Consider the following 16929-nt stretch of genomic DNA (forward strand, 5'->3'; position numbering starts at 1 on the left):
CCTCGTCTGCCGCAGACGCCGCAGGCCCCTCATCCGTCTCCATCCGCGTCAGCGCTACGCCGACGCTCAGCTACGCGATGGCGCACTGCAGCATCGCGGTGATCGACGAGATCGTCCTCGAGAACCACGGTGGCGAACGCCGGGCGGCGTCCGTCGAGATCGACGTCGTCACCGCCGACGGCGCCCTCGCCGACACCAAGGTGCTCCTCGCTGACCTCGGCGAAGACCGCACCACCCTCCTCCGCAGCCCCGAGGTCCTCCTCGACCCACGCCGCATGCTCCTCGTCGAAGAGCAGCGTCCCGGCGTCATCCGTGTCACCGTCCGCGACGCCGCCGGCACCCAGCTCGGCATGGTCGAGAGCCCGGTCACCGTGCTCGCGTCCAACCAGTGGATCGCCGCACCCGTGCAGCTCGGCCTCGAACTCCTCGCCGCCCACGTGCAACCCAACGCCCTCGTCGTCAGCGAGCTCATGCTCGAGGTCTCCGACCTCCTCGACAAGCAGACCGGCAACAGTTCCCTCGCCACCTACCAACTCGACGACCCCGCCCGCATCGACGCCATCGTCGCCGCCGTCTGGGACACCGCACGCGCCCGCGACATCCGCTACGCCGAACCGCCCGCCAGCTGGGGCCAGAGCGGCCAGAAGGTCCGCACCCCCGAGGAAGTCCTCACCAGCCACCTCGGTACCTGCCTCGACACCACCATCCTGCTTGCGTCCGTCCTCGAAGCCATCGGCATCCACCCCCTCCTCTGGCTGCTCAAGGACCACATCTTCCTCGGCTATTGGCGAGTCCAGACCACCCTCGACGTCGTCGCCAGCACCGACGTCTCCGAAGCCGTCAACTCCCTCGAACTCGGCCGCATCGGCGTCATCGAGACCACCATGCTCACCGGCACCTCCATCACCTTCGCGGACGCCTCCCGCCGGCCCCACACCGAACACCTCGCCGGCCCGCTCGACGACTTCATCGGCATCACCGACGTCGTCCAGGCCCGCCTCCGCAAGATCTACCCGCTGCCGAGCCGCCGCATCAACGCCGAGGGCGAACCTGTCGTCACCCTCTACCAGGCACCCGAAGCCCGCGCCCTCACGCAGGACGCCCCGGCCACCGCCGAATCGACCGCCGCCGGCCACGGCCCCGACGTCCCGAAGCGCGTGTCCACCTGGAAGAACGCCCTCCTCGACCTCAGCCTCCGCAACAAGCTCATCAACTACACCGACCGTTCCGGCTTCGAGCTCGCCGTCCCCGGCCCCGCGCTTGGCCGCCTCGAGGACAGCATCAACCACGGCACCCCGCTCACCCTCGTCGCCTCCGACACCGTCGCGACGATCGACCAGCAGCGCGGCATCCGCTTCGGCCGCGACCTCGCCGAGAGCGACCGCATCACCTTCCTCGAAGACAAGAAGAGCGCCTTCATCGACGTCACCGAGGCCGCCTACCCGACGAAGCTCCGCGCCCTCGCCTACAAAGCCAAGACGATCGTCGAGGAGACCGGCGCCAACAACCTCTACCTCGCGTTCGGCATGCTGAGCTGGCGCTTCGGCGACCGCGACCTCCGCTCACCCCTCGTGCTCGTGCCCGTCACGCTCACGACCACGAGCCGCGGCTCCTCCTACCGCCTCACCCTCGACGAGTCGGGCTCCTCCACACCCAACTACTGCCTGCTCGAGAAGCTGCGGCTGAGCTTCGGCCTGGAGATCCCCGGACTCGCGAACCCCGTCGAGGACGGCTCCGGCATCGACCTCCCGGCCGCGTTCACCGCGGTGCGCCAGGCGATCCTCGACGCCGGCCTCCCGTTCCGTGTGGAGGAGACGGCGTCGCTGTCGATTCTCCAGTTCGCGAAGTACCGGCTGTGGAAGGACCTCGACGAGAACTGGGAGACGCTCGCCTCCAACAGCCTCGTCGACCACCTCATCAACTCGCCGCTCGAGGCCTACGCCGACCCGATGCCGGCGCAGACCGACACCGACCTCGACCGCCTCGGCCTCGACTGCCCGGTCGCCGCCGACTCCTCCCAGCTCGACGCCGTCGCCGAGGCGGTCGCCGGCCGCACCTTCGTGCTCGAAGGCCCTCCCGGAACCGGCAAGTCGCAGACCATCACCAACCTCCTCGCCCGCTCGCTCGCCGAGGGCAAGAAGGTCCTGTTCGTCGCAGAGAAGCGTGCGGCGCTCAACGTCGTGAAGCAGCGACTCGAAGACGTCGGACTCGGCGCGTTCTCGCTGGACCTCCACGACAAGGGTGCACGGCCCAACGTCGTCCGTGCGCAGATCAAGACGGGCCTCGACCTCCGCACCAAGGCCGACGTCGACGCGCTGAGCACCAACCGCGAGCTGTCCGAGTCCGGCCTTCGCACCCTCACCCGCTACGCCGATCGCCTCCACGAGGTCAACGCCGCCGGCTTCTCCCTCTACTCCGCGCGGAGTCGACTGCTCGCGATGGACCACGACCTCGTCCCGATGGCGATCCCCGAGCAGCTCGTCGCCGCCGGAACGTCCGAGGCCTTCGAGCAGCTGCGGCAGGTGTTCCGGGACCTCCCCGAGCGCTCCGACCTCGCACGCCCGAGCACGACGCACCCGTGGGCGTTCCTCGACGGCCCGTCCGCTCCCGGGCTCGACGCCGCAACCGTGCAGCAGGCCGGCCGAGCGCTGGACGCAGCCCTTGCAGCGACCCTCGACGCAGGCCTCCCGATGGACGCCCTGCGCCTCGCGTCGCGCCCCGACCTCCGCCTCTGGTCGACCGCCGTCGCCGCACCGCGTCTGCCGATCGGCGCGCTGATGGCGGGGACCAGGCCCGAGGACTTCACCCGGCTCGACGACGCCCTCGCCGCCGCCGAGCAGCTCCGCGACGCCCAGGCCGAGTGGCGCTCGACCTTCACGCCCGCCATCCTCGACCGCGACATCGCCGGCCCCCTCCACGCCGCCGAGCAGGCCGCTGCGTCGAGCTTCTTCGGTCGCAAGAAGCGGCTCCGGGCCGCGCTCGCGCAGTTGAGCGATGAGCTCGCCGTTGACGCCACCTCATTCAAGGTCAAGCAGCTCGTGCCGCAGCTCACCGAGGCGAAGGCGGCGCAGGGCCGTCTCGTCCAGTTGCGCGGCACGCTCCGGTCCACCGCCCTGCCGCTCGTCGGCGACCGCTGGAACCCCCTTGTCGAGCCGACCCAACCCGTCCGCGAACTCCTCGGCTGGTACCGCTGGCTGTCGGAGGGCTTCCGCCTGCCGGGCACGCCCGACGACGCGTTCATCACCGCCGTCCGCGACCACTATGCCACGACCCAGCCGTCGCAGCAGGCGGCCCAGGCACTGACGACGCTCGCGAGCACCTGGAGCGACTTCCTGCGCACCGCGTCCGTCAGCACCGAGCGCCTGTCGGCGTGGTCGGGTGGCGAAGGCTTCCTGCAGGCCTGGTGGTCGACGCGCGACGCCCGCCGTCTCGACGCCGCCGAGCCCGTCGTCCTGGAACGCTGGCTCGACCTCGTGCGGGTCATCGAGCCGCTCCGCACCCACGGTCTCGACGACGTCCGTGCCGCGATCCTCGTCGGTCGCATCGAGACCGAGGACGCGACGCTCGCGTTCGAGAAGGGCCTCGCGCAGGCGTCGATCGACGAGCGCGAGCGCACCACCACGCTCGACGCCTTCGACGCCACCGCTCACAACCGCAGTGTCACCCGCTTCACCACGAGCGTGAAGGCCGTGCGCGAGGAACTGCCTCGGGCGATCCCGGCGTCGGTGCTCGGCTTGCGGACGTTCAGTTCGCAGTCGGAGAGCGGTCAGGTCGGTGGTCTGCGTCGCCAGATCGACCGCCAGCGCGGCGGGATGAGCGTCCGTGCGCTGCTCGAGAACTTCGGCGAGCTCATCACGCAGATCATGCCGTGCACGCTCGCGAGCCCGGAGTCGGTCGCGCGGTTCTTCCCGGCCGCCGCCGAGCTGTTCGACATCGTCGTGTTCGACGAGGCGTCGCAGATCCGGGTCGCCGACGCGATCGGGGCGATGGGGCGTTCGCGCTCGGTCGTGGTCGTGGGCGACAGCAAGCAGATGCCGCCGACGACGTTCGCCGAGGCTGGTGCGACGATCGACGACGACGCCGACTACACGAGCGAGGTGCTGCAGGACGAGGAGTCGATCCTCTCCGAGTGCGTGCAGGCGCGGGTGCCGAGCAAGTGGCTGTCGTGGCACTACCGCAGCCAGGACGAGTCGCTCATCGCGTTCTCGAACCACCACTACTACGACAGCCAGTTGTCGTCGTTCCCGGCGCCGTTCGCGGGTGCGGGCGACGGTGGGGTCGCGGGTCACGGGCTGGCGTTCGTGCGGCTCGACGGGCAATTCGAGCGGGGCGGTCGTGGCAAGTCGTTGCGGACGAACCCGGTGGAGGCGCAGGCGATCGTCGAGGAGATCTCGCGTCGCTTCGAGGCCTCGCCGGACGAGACGCCGTCGCTCGGGGTCATCACCTTCAACGCGCAGCAGCGGACGCTGATCGAGGATCTGCTGCGCGACAGTGCCGACCCGCGGATCGCGCTGGCGCTCGACGAGCAGGACGGACTCTTCGTCAAGAACTTGGAGAACGTGCAGGGCGACGAGCGCGACACGATCCTGTTCTCGATCGCGTTCAGTGCGAACGAGAAGGGCGTGATCCCGTTGAACTTCGGGCCGCTCACGCGAGCCGGTGGCGAGCGGCGGTTGAACGTCGCGGTGACGCGGGCGCGGCGGCAGGTGGTGTTGTTCGCGAGCTTCGACCCGTCGGAGTTGCGGGCGGAGCAGACGTCGTCGATCGGCATCAAGCACCTGAAGGCGTATCTGGAGCTGGCGCAGCGGGGCAGCGAAGCCGCCGGCGAGGATGGGCGTCGTCAGTCGATCATCGACCGCCACCGCGACGAGATCGCCGACGAGCTCCGATACGCAGGGCATGCCGTGCGGACGGACGTCGGTTTGTCGGACTTCCGAGTCGACATCAGCATCGCGACGGAGGCGGAGCCCGACCGGCCGCTGGTGGCGGTGCTGCTCGACGGGGCGTCGTGGCGTGAGCGTCGTACGGTCGCGGACCGTGACGGACTGCCGGTCGAAGTGCTCAGCGGCCTGATGCGGTGGCCGGGCGTCGAGCGCGTGTGGTTGCCGGAGTGGTTGCACCACCGTGAGGAGGTGCTGGACCGGTTGGTCGCGGCGGTTGAGGCTGCGGCGGAGCGGGCTATTGCGGGGAGCGCGGCGGCCGAGGTGTCGGGTGTTGCGGAGTCGGAGGCGACTGATGCGTCGGTTGCCGATGATGCCGATGTCGCTCCCGATGATTTGGATGCGCCCGCACCCGTTCGCAGCGCCCGCGTGCGCGAGTGGTCGGAGCGGCTGGCGTCGCTGGAGACCCTGTCGGAGTTCCGCGACCGGAAGGTCGGCGTGGCGCAGCCCGTCGAGGCGGTGCCGGTGGCGGACACGTCCGACCGGCACCCGGAGCTGTCCGAGTACCAGCCCTGGGACGCACCCACGCTGGGCGGGATCGAAGTGCTCGACCGGTTGCCGGGTCGTCAGTCGGTCGTCGCGGTGCAGGGCGCGATCCGTGCGGCGGTGGACGCCGAGGGGCCAATCCACGTGACGCGTCTGGCGAAGCTGGTCGCGGGTGCGTTCGGTCTCGACCGGGTGGTGGGTTCGCGGGCGAAGTCGATCCTCGACAAGGTCCCGGCCGAGTTGCTGGATCGCTCCGACGAACCGTTCGCCTGGCCGACGTCGATCGACCCACTCACCTGGCGTGGTGCGCGGCAGTCCTCGGCCGAAGCGGCCCGAGCGATCGAGCACATCTCCCTGGCGGAGATCGCGAACGCGATGGCGATCGCCGCGGAGGAGTCGGCCGGCCTCTCGCCCGACGAACTCCGACGCGAGACCCTCGCGATCTTCGGTGGCAAGCGAGTCACCTCCGCGATCGGAGCCCGCCTCGACGAGGCGCTCGAGTTCGGGTTGGCATCGGGGAGGTTGGCGCGGAACGGCGAGGACACGATCGTCGCCCTTCACACCTGAGACGAGCGCCGCACGCTCCAGTACGCCTCACGCCCTGCCGATGTCAGACCTTGCTTCTATGTTGGGTTCACGTTCCGGGAGTGCCGCAAGCCGCGGCGCGCCACCGACAGAGTGAAGTAGGGGGAGACATGCGTGACATCAAGGGGGAGTGGCACGTGACGGGTAACGTGACGCTAAATGACCACTCAACGCTTGGTCAGCCGCTGAACCAGTTGAGCAACGAGGATCTCGTCTTTGAACGAGCATTTCGGGGTGAACGTGCCGCGGCAGAACGTCGCCCAAGACTACGTTGGATGGCCGTGGCCGGAGCGTTGCTGGCGCTGCTCCTGTGCACAGCGGGCGTCATCGTTATGATCCAAGGCCAGTTCAGTCCCGCGGCCATCCTCGTGGCGCTTGCCGCTGTACTCGTCGGCGTTTGTGGACTCAAATTCACGGCGTCGCCGTGGCAGTTTGAGCAGGAACACTTGGACGCGATGCGGCAGATCAAGCGCATCCTTCGGTCGCGCGGGTACCGCGGGTAGCGCCGAGGAGTCAGTAGACGTCGATCAGTTGGCCGTCATTGCCAAACCATCTCGGCCAGTTTGATCTCCCCACCCAGGAAACGATCCTTCGATCATGCGGTCGGATTTGAGCGTCAACTTTCACCGCCCGAGTGCCCACGTCGCGAAGCACGGCCAGGCTAGGCCTTACACCGCCCGAGTACCGATGTCTCGAAGCACGGCGGCCGACGCGCGGACGCCGTCCATCGCGCCCTGGATCGTTGCGGGGTCGCCGCCCGAGACCGCCGTCGTCAGGGTGTCGAGGTTGGTCTGCAGCCCGATGAGGGCGGGCGCCCACTCGGCGGCGATCGACGCCGGTACGTCCAGCGACTCCAGCTGACCGAGGTTGAAGCTGATCTCGGCCGTGTTCGAGATCAACCGCCACGTGCCGCCCTCGGCCAGCGTGGTGACCATGTCGTCGAGGTCCTTGTCGATGTCGGCGGTGTGCTTGCTTGCGCCCGCCTGGAAGGCGGCGACATCGACCACGGCCGGCGCAGCGGGCTCGGCGATGGGCTCGACCGTCGCGGTCGGAACCGGTGTCGGTGTTGCTGTCGGCGTCTGGGTTGCGGTCTGGGCGACGACAACCGGCTCGGTCCGTCCGCCGTTGATCGCGTTCGAGACACCACCGACAAGCAGGAGCGAACCGACGACAGCGCCAGCGATGATCCAACCCTTCGCCTTGCCACTCATGCCGGACGTGGTGCCGGGCTGTGTGGCGTACGGGGACGGAACCGGCGCGGCGGCGAACGCGGGCGGCGCGGACTTCTGCAGCTGGAGCGGCTGGCTGACGAGCGGAGTGGTCGCCGCCTGCTGCGGAGACATGACTGCGGCGGGCGCGGTGTGGGTGGTCCATGCGGCACCGTCCCAGTAGCGCTGCTGCGTCGGGTCCGCGTAGTCGGGGTACCAGCCGGCGGGCGTGGCAGAGGGCGGGGTGGTCGAGCTCATGGGGACGGTCCTTGCATCGGGTCAACGCGACCCGCAGCAGCATCGGATCATCGACGGCAGGTGACGGACCCGCGAACCGGGCCAAGCACAGTCTGGCGGGGGAGGGGCGGGGGTCATCAGTCCCAGAATGGGTCACGCGCCCGAGTCGTGGGAGGCTGGCGCAAGGTGGATCGACGAGCCCGGTATCCCCGGCCGGCATCGACCACTCCGACTTGACCCGATGGAGAGTGACCTCCGCATGGCTGAACCGCTATCCGAAACGGATTCCGGGGGAGACCCACCCGCGCCGCTGAAGTTCAGGCAAACGAAGGCGGGACGGTTTCTGATCGCGTGCTCGATCATCGCGGCGATCGGTGCGATCGTCGTCGTCAGCGTTGTCGTCGGCGGATCGCGTCCTCCAGCCGTCCAGTCGGACAGCCAGTCCTCGATGCAGTCGCCGCCAGCTGACGCTCCTTCGCTGCAGACTGCGGATGATCCGATAGAACAAGCACGCGAGGTGGTTGGCGGCTCGTACTCCTCCGAGCGAGTGCAGCAGGCGACTGCCGCGGCGCTGGTCGCAACCGGCACGCCGGTCACGACCGACAACTTCTCCAGAGCCTGGAGTTCGGTCCTCGCTGTCACCGACAAGCTCGGTATCGAGCCGATGGAGGTCATGTTGTGCGTGCCAGAGCTCGCTTCCTCCGAATCGGGCCTCACCTTTCCAGAGGTCGCTGCGCTCTGTGCCAGTGAGATCTATCTCGGCAAGCGGTGACGAGGGCGACCGACCACCGACTCTGAGCGGACCCGCTGGCGTTGGCGTCGTCGCGAGCTGACCCTGCGCCGCACCGTCATGAGGCGCGCGATCAGCGGCGGAGTAGCTGGTCTCGCGGACCACGCGTGTGGCTTATGTCACCAGTGCATTGACGTCACTTCACCCTGCGCCTAGCGTCGATGAGATGTTCGGCATCGGCCGACCGCAGCGAGGGAGGAGCCTGATGGGGAAGCTCTGGTACATCTTCACGGCCGCCGTGGCAGCCGCCATCGTGCTCGTGTGGCTCGTCCAGTCGGTTCTCTGGCAGGAGGTCCCGCTGCCGATGGTGACCGCTGCCTACGCGGTGATCGTCATGTCGTCGGGCCTGGGATCCAACATGCTCCGGGATCGTCTCCTCGCGAAGGGTCGGGTCGACGAGTCGGCTTGTCTTGAGCGTGACCTATCGGTCACAGCCCGGGCCGGGAGCTTCAATGATCTCCTGCTCGTCTGCCTCGGGCTCGGCGGAATCTTCCTGCTCAGCGGCAACACCATCGCCGGGCTCGGCTGCGTCGGCCTGGTCATCATCGCGATCGTCAGCGTCGAGACGCGGGTGGCGATGCTGAACAAAAAATCCCCCAAGTGCGCTTCAATGAGAGGCGTGGGGGATGTGGTGAGTGAAGCCTAGCATTCAGGCGCTGATGGTGGGACGGCGGCGTTGAGGCTGTGCAGAGCGTCGACTGCGGGACCCGCGACCACCTCGACCTTGAAGCCCGCCTCGTTCTCGAGCCAGCCCGCGTAGTGCTGCTCGCCACCGGCGTGCGGGTAGCGATCCTGGTAGAGGGGCCGCCAGCCGTGCTCGGGGCCCGCCGTCATGATCGCGTCGACAGCCTCCCGCGTGCCGCCGCGGAACGCGAGATGGTTCACGCCCGGACGTCGCCGATCGTGCGACTCCGCACCGAGGTTCGGCGACGCCGTCAGCGTGACGTAGGTGTCGCCGGCTTCCCAGGACTCGCCGCCCGGCCATTCGCTCTCCATGGAGAACCCGATACGCGACAGCAGCCAGGCCCAGCTCGCACGCTCCGCCTCCACGTCCGCGAGCCACACCTCGACGTGATGCACCCCGGGCCCGACCGGCGCCGACGGACGCGCCCGCTGCAGCGCATCAGCGCCCTCCCGCAATCGCTCCAGCGTCCCCGCCACCGCGACCCGAGCCAGTGCATGCGGCCGCGCGAGCACGTCGATGTTGCGGGCGATCCGCACGTCCTCGAGCGGCACCAGCACCAGTCGCGGGTCGGCCCGCGGCGCCGTGTACCGGGGGAACAGCGCCAGCAGCTCCCCGCCCACGATGAGCGACGCCGCCAGGTGGTAGTCGTTCACCCGATGCGCCCGGTGGAACCGCACGCCCGCCGTCGCCTCGACCACCCCCAGCGCGACATCCGGCGCGAAGCCAGCGTGCGCTGCGATCCACGACTCGTCCGCGAGCTCGGCCGCCGACACCGATGACCGGCCCGCGAGCGGATGGTCCACCGACATCGCCACGTCGAACGGCTCGCTCAGCAGTGTCGTCACCGACAGCTGCTCCGACGGCCACGGCTCGTCATGGTCCATCCGGTGCGCGATGACGAGGTCGTACTGGTCGACGAGCCCGGCGAACTCCGGTTGCGCGACATCGTGCTCGCCGAACACCAGCGACGGTCCGCCGTCAGCGTCCTCCAGTAACTCCGGCAGCAACGCCTGCCCCGCACTCTGGAACGCCGCCACTCGCACCCGCGCACCCGTGTCGCCGCCGTACTCGCGCACTGTCTCGGCCGCGCGGTCGATCAGCGTGTGCACCGTCCCGGCCATCTCGGCCAGTGCCATACCCGCCTCGGTCAGACGGATCTCCCGCCCCACCCGATACGTCAACGCGACGCCCAGCTCGCGATGCAGGGCGGCCAGCTGCTGCGAGATCGCCGGCGCCGTGACATGCAGGTGCCGCGCGACCGCCGCGATCGTCCCGCGCTCGGCCAGCTCGCGCATGATCCGCATCTGAGAGAGATTCATCAGCTCAAGCTAACTGGTCGCGTGGAAACCCTCAATATTCATGACGGATCGATCTGACTACGTTGGTCACCAGGACAGCGCAAGGACGCCCGTCCGCGACAGCCGGCACCACCGGCCGTCGCCGCTCCCGCAGGAAGGAACGCCGTTGCTCGCCCTCTGGAAACGACCCGACACCGCCGGTTTCGAACTCGTCGAGCGCGCGATGCCGGCCATGGGTTCCGACGACGTCCTCATCCGCGTCCACCGCACCGGCATCTGCGGCACCGACCTCCACATCGAGTCGTGGGACCCGTGGGCGGCCGGCGCGGTCGATGCCCCGCTCGTGCCCGGCCACGAGTTCTCCGGCGAGGTCGTCGAGGTCGGCAGCCGCGTCGAGGGGATCCCCGTGGGCGCAGCGGTCTCCGGTGAGGGGCACCTCGTCTGCGGCACGTGCCGCAACTGCCGCTCCGGCCGCCGCCACCTGTGCCGTCACACCCGCGGCCTCGGCGTCAACCTCGACGGCGCCTTCGCCGAGTACGTCGTCCTGCCAGCCACCAACGTGTGGGTCCACGGCGACCAGGTCACGCCCGACCTCGGCGCCCTCTTCGACCCCCTCGGCAACGCCGTCCACACCGCCCTCAGCTTCCCGATCCTCGGCGAAGACGTCCTCATCACCGGCTGCGGCCCCATCGGCCTCATGGCCATCGCCGTCTGTCGGGTCGCCGGTGCGCGCAACATCGTCGCGACCGACGTCGTCGCCGACCGCCTCGAGAAGGCCCTCGCCGTCGGCGCGGACCGCGTCGTCGACGTCTCGAAGGAACGGGTCGCCGACGCCCAGGCCGAGCTCGGCATGCTCGAGGGTTTCGACATCGGCCTCGAGATGTCGGGACAGGCCGCCGCCGCCAGCGAGCTCATCGAGAACCTCAACACCGGCGGCAAGGTCGCGCTCCTCGGTCTCCCCTCGACCAACATCGAGATCGACTGGACCAAGGTCATCACCCGCATGATCACCATCAAGGGCATCTACGGCCGCGAGATGTTCGACACCTGGCACCACGCGAGCGCGATGGTCGACCACAGCCCCGAACTCCGCAACGCCCTCGAGTCGCTCGTCACTGCCCGCTTCCCGCTCGCCTCCTGGCAGGACGCGTTCGACACCGCGCGCGGGGGAGCGGCCGGCAAGGTGCTCATCGACTGGACCGACACCCGCGACGTCGTCATCACCGGCGTCGTCGACGAGCAGGCACCGGTCGCCGCCCACGCCGCGACCGCCGCCTGAGCGACCGCCACACTCAGCTCAACCGCCCACTCGACCCCGAGGAGACGACATGTACGGCACCATCAAGACGCAGCTGCGCGACCAGCTCGACCGCATCGAGGCCGACGACCTCACGAAGCGCGAGTTCGCGATCACGTCCCGCCAGGGCAGTCACGTGACGATCGACGGCCGCGAGGTGCGGAACTTCTGCGCCAACAACTACCTCGGCCTCGCCAACGAGCCGTCGATCGTCGATGCGGCGAAGCTGGCGCTCGACGAGTGGGGCTACGGGCTCGCGAGTGTCCGCTTCATCTGCGGCACGCAGCAGATCCACCGCGACCTCGAGCAGGAGCTGAGCGCCTTCCTCGGCACGGAGGACACCATCCTGTTCTCCTCCTGCTTCGACGCGAACGGAGCGGTCTTCGGTGCGCTGTTCGGTGAGCATGACGCGATCATCTCCGATGCGCTCAACCACGCGTCGCTCATCGACGGCATCCGCCTGAGCAAGGCCCGCCGCCTGCGCTATCGCAACCGCAACATGGCCGACCTCGAGCAGCAGCTCATGAACGCGGCCGACGCACGTCGCACCGTGATCGTCACCGACGGCGTGTTCTCGATGGACGGCTTCTACGCGCCCTTGGACCAGATCTGCGACCTCGCCGACCGCTACGGCGCGCTCGTGCTCGTCGACGACTCACACGCCGTCGGCTTCGTCGGCCCGGGCGGTCGCGGGACGCCCGAGCTGTTCGGGGTGCAGGACCGCGTCGACATCCTGACCGGCACCCTCGGCAAGGCGCTCGGTGGTGCGTCGGGCGGGTATGTGAGCGCGAAGCAGGAGATCGTCGACGTGCTGCGGCAGTCGGGCCGGCCGTACCTGTTCTCGAACAGCCTGGCGCCGTCGCTCGTCGCCGGGGCGCGTCGGGCCGTCGAGCTCGCGGCGGAGGGTGACGAGCTGCGCGAGGGACTGTTCCGCAAGGCGGACCTGTTCCGTGCCCGCATGACCGAGGAGGGCTTCCGGCTGCTGGAAGGCTCGCACCCGATCATCCCGGTGATGTTCGACGACGAGCAGCAGGCGGTGCAGGTCGCGGCGCGGATGTTGGAGCAGGGCATCTACGTGATCCCGTTCAGCTTCCCGGTGGTGCCCCGCGGCGAGGCCCGCATCCGGGTGCAGATCAGTGCCGCCCACAGTGAGCAGGACATCGAGGACTGCGTCGCGGCGTTCGTGGCGGCGCGGGGGTAGGTGCGGCGGCTACTCAGTGAGGTGATCGGCGTCGCTGAGGCCGGCCGTCGATCGAAGTCGCATGCTCAGCACGTGCCGCACCGACGCGTCTGCCCCGAGGTCGTCGTCCACGCGCCGCATGCCGATCTTCTCCGCCACGCGCGACGACGCCCGGTTGTCGGGGTGGACGATCGCGACGAGCTCTGACGAGTCCGTGTGCTCCTGGGCGAAGTCCCGACTGGCGGCGGCGGCCTCGGTCGCGAACCCTCGACCCTGCCAGGCAGGACTCACGTGGTACCCGACCTCGAGCTTCAGATCGCCGTTGACCCGCTGCCACGTCAGGCCGCAGTCACCGACGAAGTCGCCGTCGCGGGTCTCGATGATCCACAGGCCGAGACCGTACTGGGCATAGTTGTCCTCGTTCCAGGCGATCCACGCCGCGGCCTGCTCGCGGGTCTTCGGCGCCGGGTAGAACTGCATGACCGCAAGGTCGCCGAGGAGCTTCGCCATCTCGTCGAGGTCCGCCGGTGTCATGCGCCGGAACCGGAGGTGCTCCGTGTCGTGGGGAAGTGGCATCAGTTGCGCGGCCTCTACTGCGGCAGGCCGCGTCCTGCGGCGGCTCGGCGCTCGGCCTGTGTCTCCGCGTGGTGCTTCCGAAGCGCCGACAGGACCGCGGTCCGGATGATGAAGATCCACAGCAGCACGAACAGGATGAAGCCGAGCAGCCAGGCAGTGACGGAGAAGATGGTGAATGCGGTGGGATCGATGTTCACGCGTGAAGGCTACCGGTTGGCCGAAGACCGCGAGGTCCGCTGAGCGGTGCTGAGGTCACTCACCGACGGCCTTGCCCGGGACCTCGCGCAAGTGTCGCCGTCTTCGGGCCTCACCGCGAGGTGGAGGTGAAACGGCAACAGTCGCCTGTTATCCCTCTGATACTTGATATATGTTATTCGCCCACCTTATGCTCGATCTTGCTGGCTCCGAGCACTCTGGATGCCATCTCGCATCGTGCCGGGGAGCCTCCGTAGAGCAGACACCCCAATGCACGAGTCCAACAACGGGGGAATTACGTGGATCCGCAGTATCTCGGCACGATCAGTCGCATTCATACCTTGGGCCCGGAGGGCTCGAATCTCGAGGCGGCTGCGCGGAGATGGCTGAGCGATCATCAGGTGACGGGCCGAGTGGAGCTTCACAGCAGTGTGGAGCGAGCGGTCCAGGCGCTCGAAGATGCGTCGCAAGCGGTCATGGCTTGCGCTGCCTACCCGGCTCTCCATGACCTCGTGTTCAGCAACCTTGGGGAGCTGACGATCATCGACACGTTTCTCATGCCGACGCACTCGATGGTCCTCGCGCGCACCGATGCGACTGAAGGTGCGGTCATTTCCACCTGCGCGGCTCACCCCGCACCGCGAGCACTCGTTCCAGGTGCGGTCAGGTGGATCTCGAGCAGCAGCAACTCGCAAGCAGCAGCCGATTGCGCGGCCGGACTCGCCGACTCGTGTATCACCACACAAGCGGCGGCTGACCGCTTCGGGCTGACGACACTCATCGACCATGGGCCTGTCGACATGGCTTTCACCTTGCACGCTCACCCGTCTCTCCGCACGTGCTGATGGCCGACTAAAGAAGAGGACCAACATGCTCGAAACCAATTTGGAGAACTTGATCCGGCCTGCCAACGCGGCCACAGCGGACGTTCTTCGCGACCAGGTGGTGCCCCTCATCGATGCGTTTCGACTGCGTCAAACTGCCCTGGGGGTCATCCCTGATCCGACCGATTCGGACCGAGAGCTACTGACTCGTATCCGAGATCAAGTCGTTGCAGTGTTCGGGGACATTGGTCGGGACGTTCAGGCGCAAGCCTTCGCGGACGACATTGCCGATTGGCTCGATAGAGGACTCGACGAAAAGCCATATTTCGACCGATCGCGTGATGCCTTCTCCCGTGTCGGCGACGGCGAAGCTGCCCTCTTCGTCGGCGTCACTCGCGCAACGAACAGCACGACACCCTCCGGTGTCCGACTTGAGCTGTTCTTCATCCAACGCCATCAGTCCAGGCTGCTGGCTGAGGTGGAATCGACCTACCCGCACGACCACGACGTGCACATGGACGTGATCCTGCTCGCTGGTTCCGAGGGGTTCACTCTCGGTAACTGCCTCGTCTTCTTTCCAGAGAGTGTCGCCGCGCTCCGACCGATCGAGCGTCAGTTCTACGCGGTCTTCTTCTTCAGCAAGTTCTTCGACATCCACCGCACGATCGCGGCCGCAAATGCCGGCCTCCTGCTGGACGATCCCAACCGCTTCTCGAGCTCAGCCCGACTCGACGAGTACCTCTGCTTTCAAGTGCGAAGTCTGTGGGGGTATCTGCACGACCGTGCACACTTCTCGGGCCCGTGGTCCATGGCCGATAACGCGGTGCTGAAGATGCACTGGTTCATCGGTGTGATTGAAGAGATCAAGGTTGACGTCAAGCTGCTCCTGATGGCGCGTGAAGGTGACGTTCCCTACTTCGACGAGCTCTTCAGCATGATCTTGCTTGAACGGGTGTTCCGCTATCCACTGGAGCCTCACCCCGAGCGAAACTTCGACGCGGGCACTGGCATCTTCCTGTTCTCGTACCTCCAGGATCGCGGAGCTCTGGAGATCCGCGGTGGGGTGATCGGTATCGACCAAGGCGGCGCGGTCGAGGCATTGCGTGCGTTGGTCGTGGACATTGAAGCCCTGGAACGTGACTCATTGACGCCTGACGAGTACCGCTGGAACGCGACCCAGATGGTGCGCCGGTACCTCGTCGAAAGTACTGTCGCGGGTGACAAGTATGCGCTGACCGACGAACAGCGCATTCTTCGCCGTCACGTCGAACATTTCGATGCCGTACCCCCGTTGGACTTCAGCAGAACACCCTCCGCGTGACCGGGGAGCATCAACCGGAAGTGGCCGTCGTCGTTCATCCACGACGACGCTTCGACGGATTCATCTCAAGTGCGCAGAAGCTCGGATGCCGCGTGGTCGTGATTCCTCGCGAAGACGAGTCCTCCGATTGGGATCTCGGAGAACAGAGTACGAATGTCGTGATCGCGCACTGGTCGGGCCCGATCGGAGGAACAGAGTTCGTCGAGTTCTTGAGTGATGTCATCGGTCGGTTTCGCGCATCCGGTATTTTCGGCATGCATGAGGCCTCGCTACCGGCGGTGAGTCGTGCAGCAGCGATGCATCAGCTGCCCGGACTGTCGGTTCGGGTCATCTCACGCCTGCGAGACAAAGGGGCTATGCGGTCGGCTTTGGTGCGTAGCGGACTACCCAGCCCGAGATACTGTTCGGGGCCCGCAGGTGAAGCGTTGCTCGCCGAAGCCAAGTCACTCGACCTGCCGGTGGTCGTCAAACCATCGAACGGGTTCTCGAGCACAGGGGTCGAGCTTGTGGTCGATCACGATGAGCTTGCTCATGCGATTGTCCGGTCGGCCGCCGCGATGACCGATCTCGGTCCGTCGACCGAGGTGGTCGTCGAGGAGTTCATCGCAGGGCCGGAGTTCGCGGTCGAAGCCATGACCTTCGCCGGAGCAAGCCGCATCCTGTCCATCGGATACAAAGGACAGCCCCAGGGTCCGTTCTTCGAGGAGTCGATCTACCAGATCCCGTCAGGCCTGGACCTGAAAAGCGAGAACGACATCCGCCGAGTCGTTCTGGAGGCACACCGAGCGCTTGATATTGACAGTGGTCCGACGCACACCGAGCTCCGTCTCGATGCGGACGGCACCCCTAACATCTTGGAGATCGGCGCCCGCATCGGCGGTTCAGGTGTCTCTGCCACCCTCGTGAGCGCCGCGACCGGGATCGACTTCTTCGCGGAGGTACTCGCTGCCGCTACCGGGCGGCGCCCGAGCGTGTTCGATTACGAGACGACCTCGGTGGTGCAAGCAGCCGGTAACTACATCGTGCCCTGTCGCGGCAGCGGCGTGATCCAGGAGATTCGAGGACTCGATATGGTGAGCCAGCGATCAGCCGTTCTCGACATCGTCCAAATGATGTGGCCCGGCGAAGTCATCCTCCCCTACCCTGCCTTCAGTGGGTACCCGGCCTTCGTTCTTTCTGCACACGCGGATCTCGGTGAGCTGCGGGACTTCCACCATCAGCTCGACGCAGACATCTCGGTCGTGTACGCATGATGGCTCGGAAGCAATTGTGGGTGGATGGCCGGATTCTCCCCGCGGAGCATGCCA

General features: G+C 67.5%; 13 protein-coding genes and 1 pseudogene. 9 read left to right on the top strand and 5 right to left on the bottom strand.

The features are described 5' to 3' along the window. The first annotated feature begins 77 nt into the window (after positions 1 to 77). Complete coding sequence (locus IFU11_RS17720; RefSeq protein ID WP_244631914.1) at positions 78 to 5993, top strand: DUF4011 domain-containing protein; 5916 nt, start codon at positions 78 to 80, stop codon at positions 5991 to 5993. Between the two features lie 128 nt (positions 5994 to 6121). Next, positions 6122 to 6514, top strand: coding sequence for a DUF3040 domain-containing protein (locus IFU11_RS17725; RefSeq protein WP_192019806.1), 393 nt, complete (start codon positions 6122 to 6124; stop codon positions 6512 to 6514). Positions 6515 to 6679: 165 nt separating this feature from the next. On the opposite strand, the gene IFU11_RS17730 is transcribed toward IFU11_RS17725, so the two are convergent. After that, positions 6680 to 7477: a DUF2510 domain-containing protein gene (locus IFU11_RS17730; RefSeq protein WP_192019807.1), complete on the bottom strand. Its 798-nt coding sequence runs from the start codon at positions 7475 to 7477 to the stop codon at positions 6680 to 6682. A gap of 238 nt (positions 7478 to 7715) precedes the next feature. On the opposite strand from IFU11_RS17730, the gene IFU11_RS17735 reads away from it, so the two are divergent. Continuing rightward, positions 7716 to 8228, top strand: a complete 513-nt coding sequence (locus IFU11_RS17735) for a hypothetical protein (RefSeq protein ID WP_192019808.1) — start codon at positions 7716 to 7718, stop codon at positions 8226 to 8228. Between the two features lie 184 nt (positions 8229 to 8412). Then, entirely contained in the window at positions 8413 to 8892 is a 480-nt protein-coding gene (locus IFU11_RS17740; protein ID WP_192019809.1) for a hypothetical protein, read from the top strand. On the opposite strand, the gene IFU11_RS20420 is transcribed toward IFU11_RS17740, so the two are convergent. Together IFU11_RS20420 and IFU11_RS20425 are read right to left on the bottom strand one after the other, a co-directional pair. Further along, positions 8889 to 9365: a VOC family protein gene (locus tag IFU11_RS20420; RefSeq protein WP_244631922.1), complete on the bottom strand. Its 477-nt coding sequence runs from the start codon at positions 9363 to 9365 to the stop codon at positions 8889 to 8891. The two genes, IFU11_RS17740 and IFU11_RS20420, sit on opposite strands and share 4 nt — an antisense overlap. A 21-nt stretch (positions 9366 to 9386) precedes the next feature. Beyond that, a pseudogene (locus IFU11_RS20425) lies at positions 9387 to 10250 on the bottom strand (LysR family transcriptional regulator); the annotation flags it as partial. A gap of 145 nt (positions 10251 to 10395) precedes the next feature. Between IFU11_RS20425 and tdh the strand changes: the two are divergent. Both tdh and IFU11_RS17755 read left to right on the top strand, forming a co-directional pair. After that, positions 10396 to 11508: an L-threonine 3-dehydrogenase gene (gene tdh, locus IFU11_RS17750; RefSeq protein WP_137244318.1), complete on the top strand. Its 1113-nt coding sequence runs from the start codon at positions 10396 to 10398 to the stop codon at positions 11506 to 11508. A 49-nt stretch (positions 11509 to 11557) separates the two neighbouring features. Continuing rightward, entirely contained in the window at positions 11558 to 12727 is a 1170-nt protein-coding gene (locus IFU11_RS17755; protein ID WP_192019811.1) for a glycine C-acetyltransferase, read from the top strand. A 9-nt stretch (positions 12728 to 12736) separates the two neighbouring features. On the opposite strand, the gene IFU11_RS17760 is transcribed toward IFU11_RS17755, so the two are convergent. Both IFU11_RS17760 and IFU11_RS17765 read right to left on the bottom strand, forming a co-directional pair. Then, positions 12737 to 13282 carry a GNAT family N-acetyltransferase gene (locus tag IFU11_RS17760; RefSeq protein ID WP_192019812.1) on the bottom strand — a complete coding sequence of 182 codons (546 nt, stop codon included), beginning with the start codon at positions 13280 to 13282 and terminating at the stop codon, positions 12737 to 12739. Between the two features lie 14 nt (positions 13283 to 13296). Then, positions 13297 to 13479: a hypothetical protein gene (locus tag IFU11_RS17765; protein ID WP_064296776.1), complete on the bottom strand. Its 183-nt coding sequence runs from the start codon at positions 13477 to 13479 to the stop codon at positions 13297 to 13299. Positions 13480 to 13776: 297 nt separating this feature from the next. On the opposite strand from IFU11_RS17765, the gene IFU11_RS17770 reads away from it, so the two are divergent. Genes IFU11_RS17770 through IFU11_RS17780 form a run of 3 tightly spaced genes read left to right on the top strand, consistent with a single transcriptional unit; the run spans position 13777 to position 16875 of the window. Next, entirely contained in the window at positions 13777 to 14322 is a 546-nt protein-coding gene (locus tag IFU11_RS17770; RefSeq protein WP_192019813.1) for a bacilysin biosynthesis protein BacA, read from the top strand. Positions 14323 to 14347: 25 nt separating this feature from the next. Then, entirely contained in the window at positions 14348 to 15622 is a 1275-nt protein-coding gene (locus IFU11_RS17775; RefSeq protein ID WP_192019814.1) for a DUF6421 family protein, read from the top strand. Further along, positions 15619 to 16875 (top strand): ATP-grasp domain-containing protein, encoded by a 1257-nt coding sequence (locus tag IFU11_RS17780; RefSeq protein WP_192019815.1) that lies wholly within the window; start codon positions 15619 to 15621, stop codon positions 16873 to 16875. Before IFU11_RS17775 ends, IFU11_RS17780 begins: the two co-directional genes overlap by 4 nt. The last annotated feature ends 54 nt before the right edge of the window (positions 16876 to 16929 follow it).

It is taken from the genome of Plantibacter sp. CFBP 8804 (assembly GCF_014841225.1).
Classification (GTDB): domain Bacteria; phylum Actinomycetota; class Actinomycetes; order Actinomycetales; family Microbacteriaceae; genus Plantibacter; species Plantibacter auratus.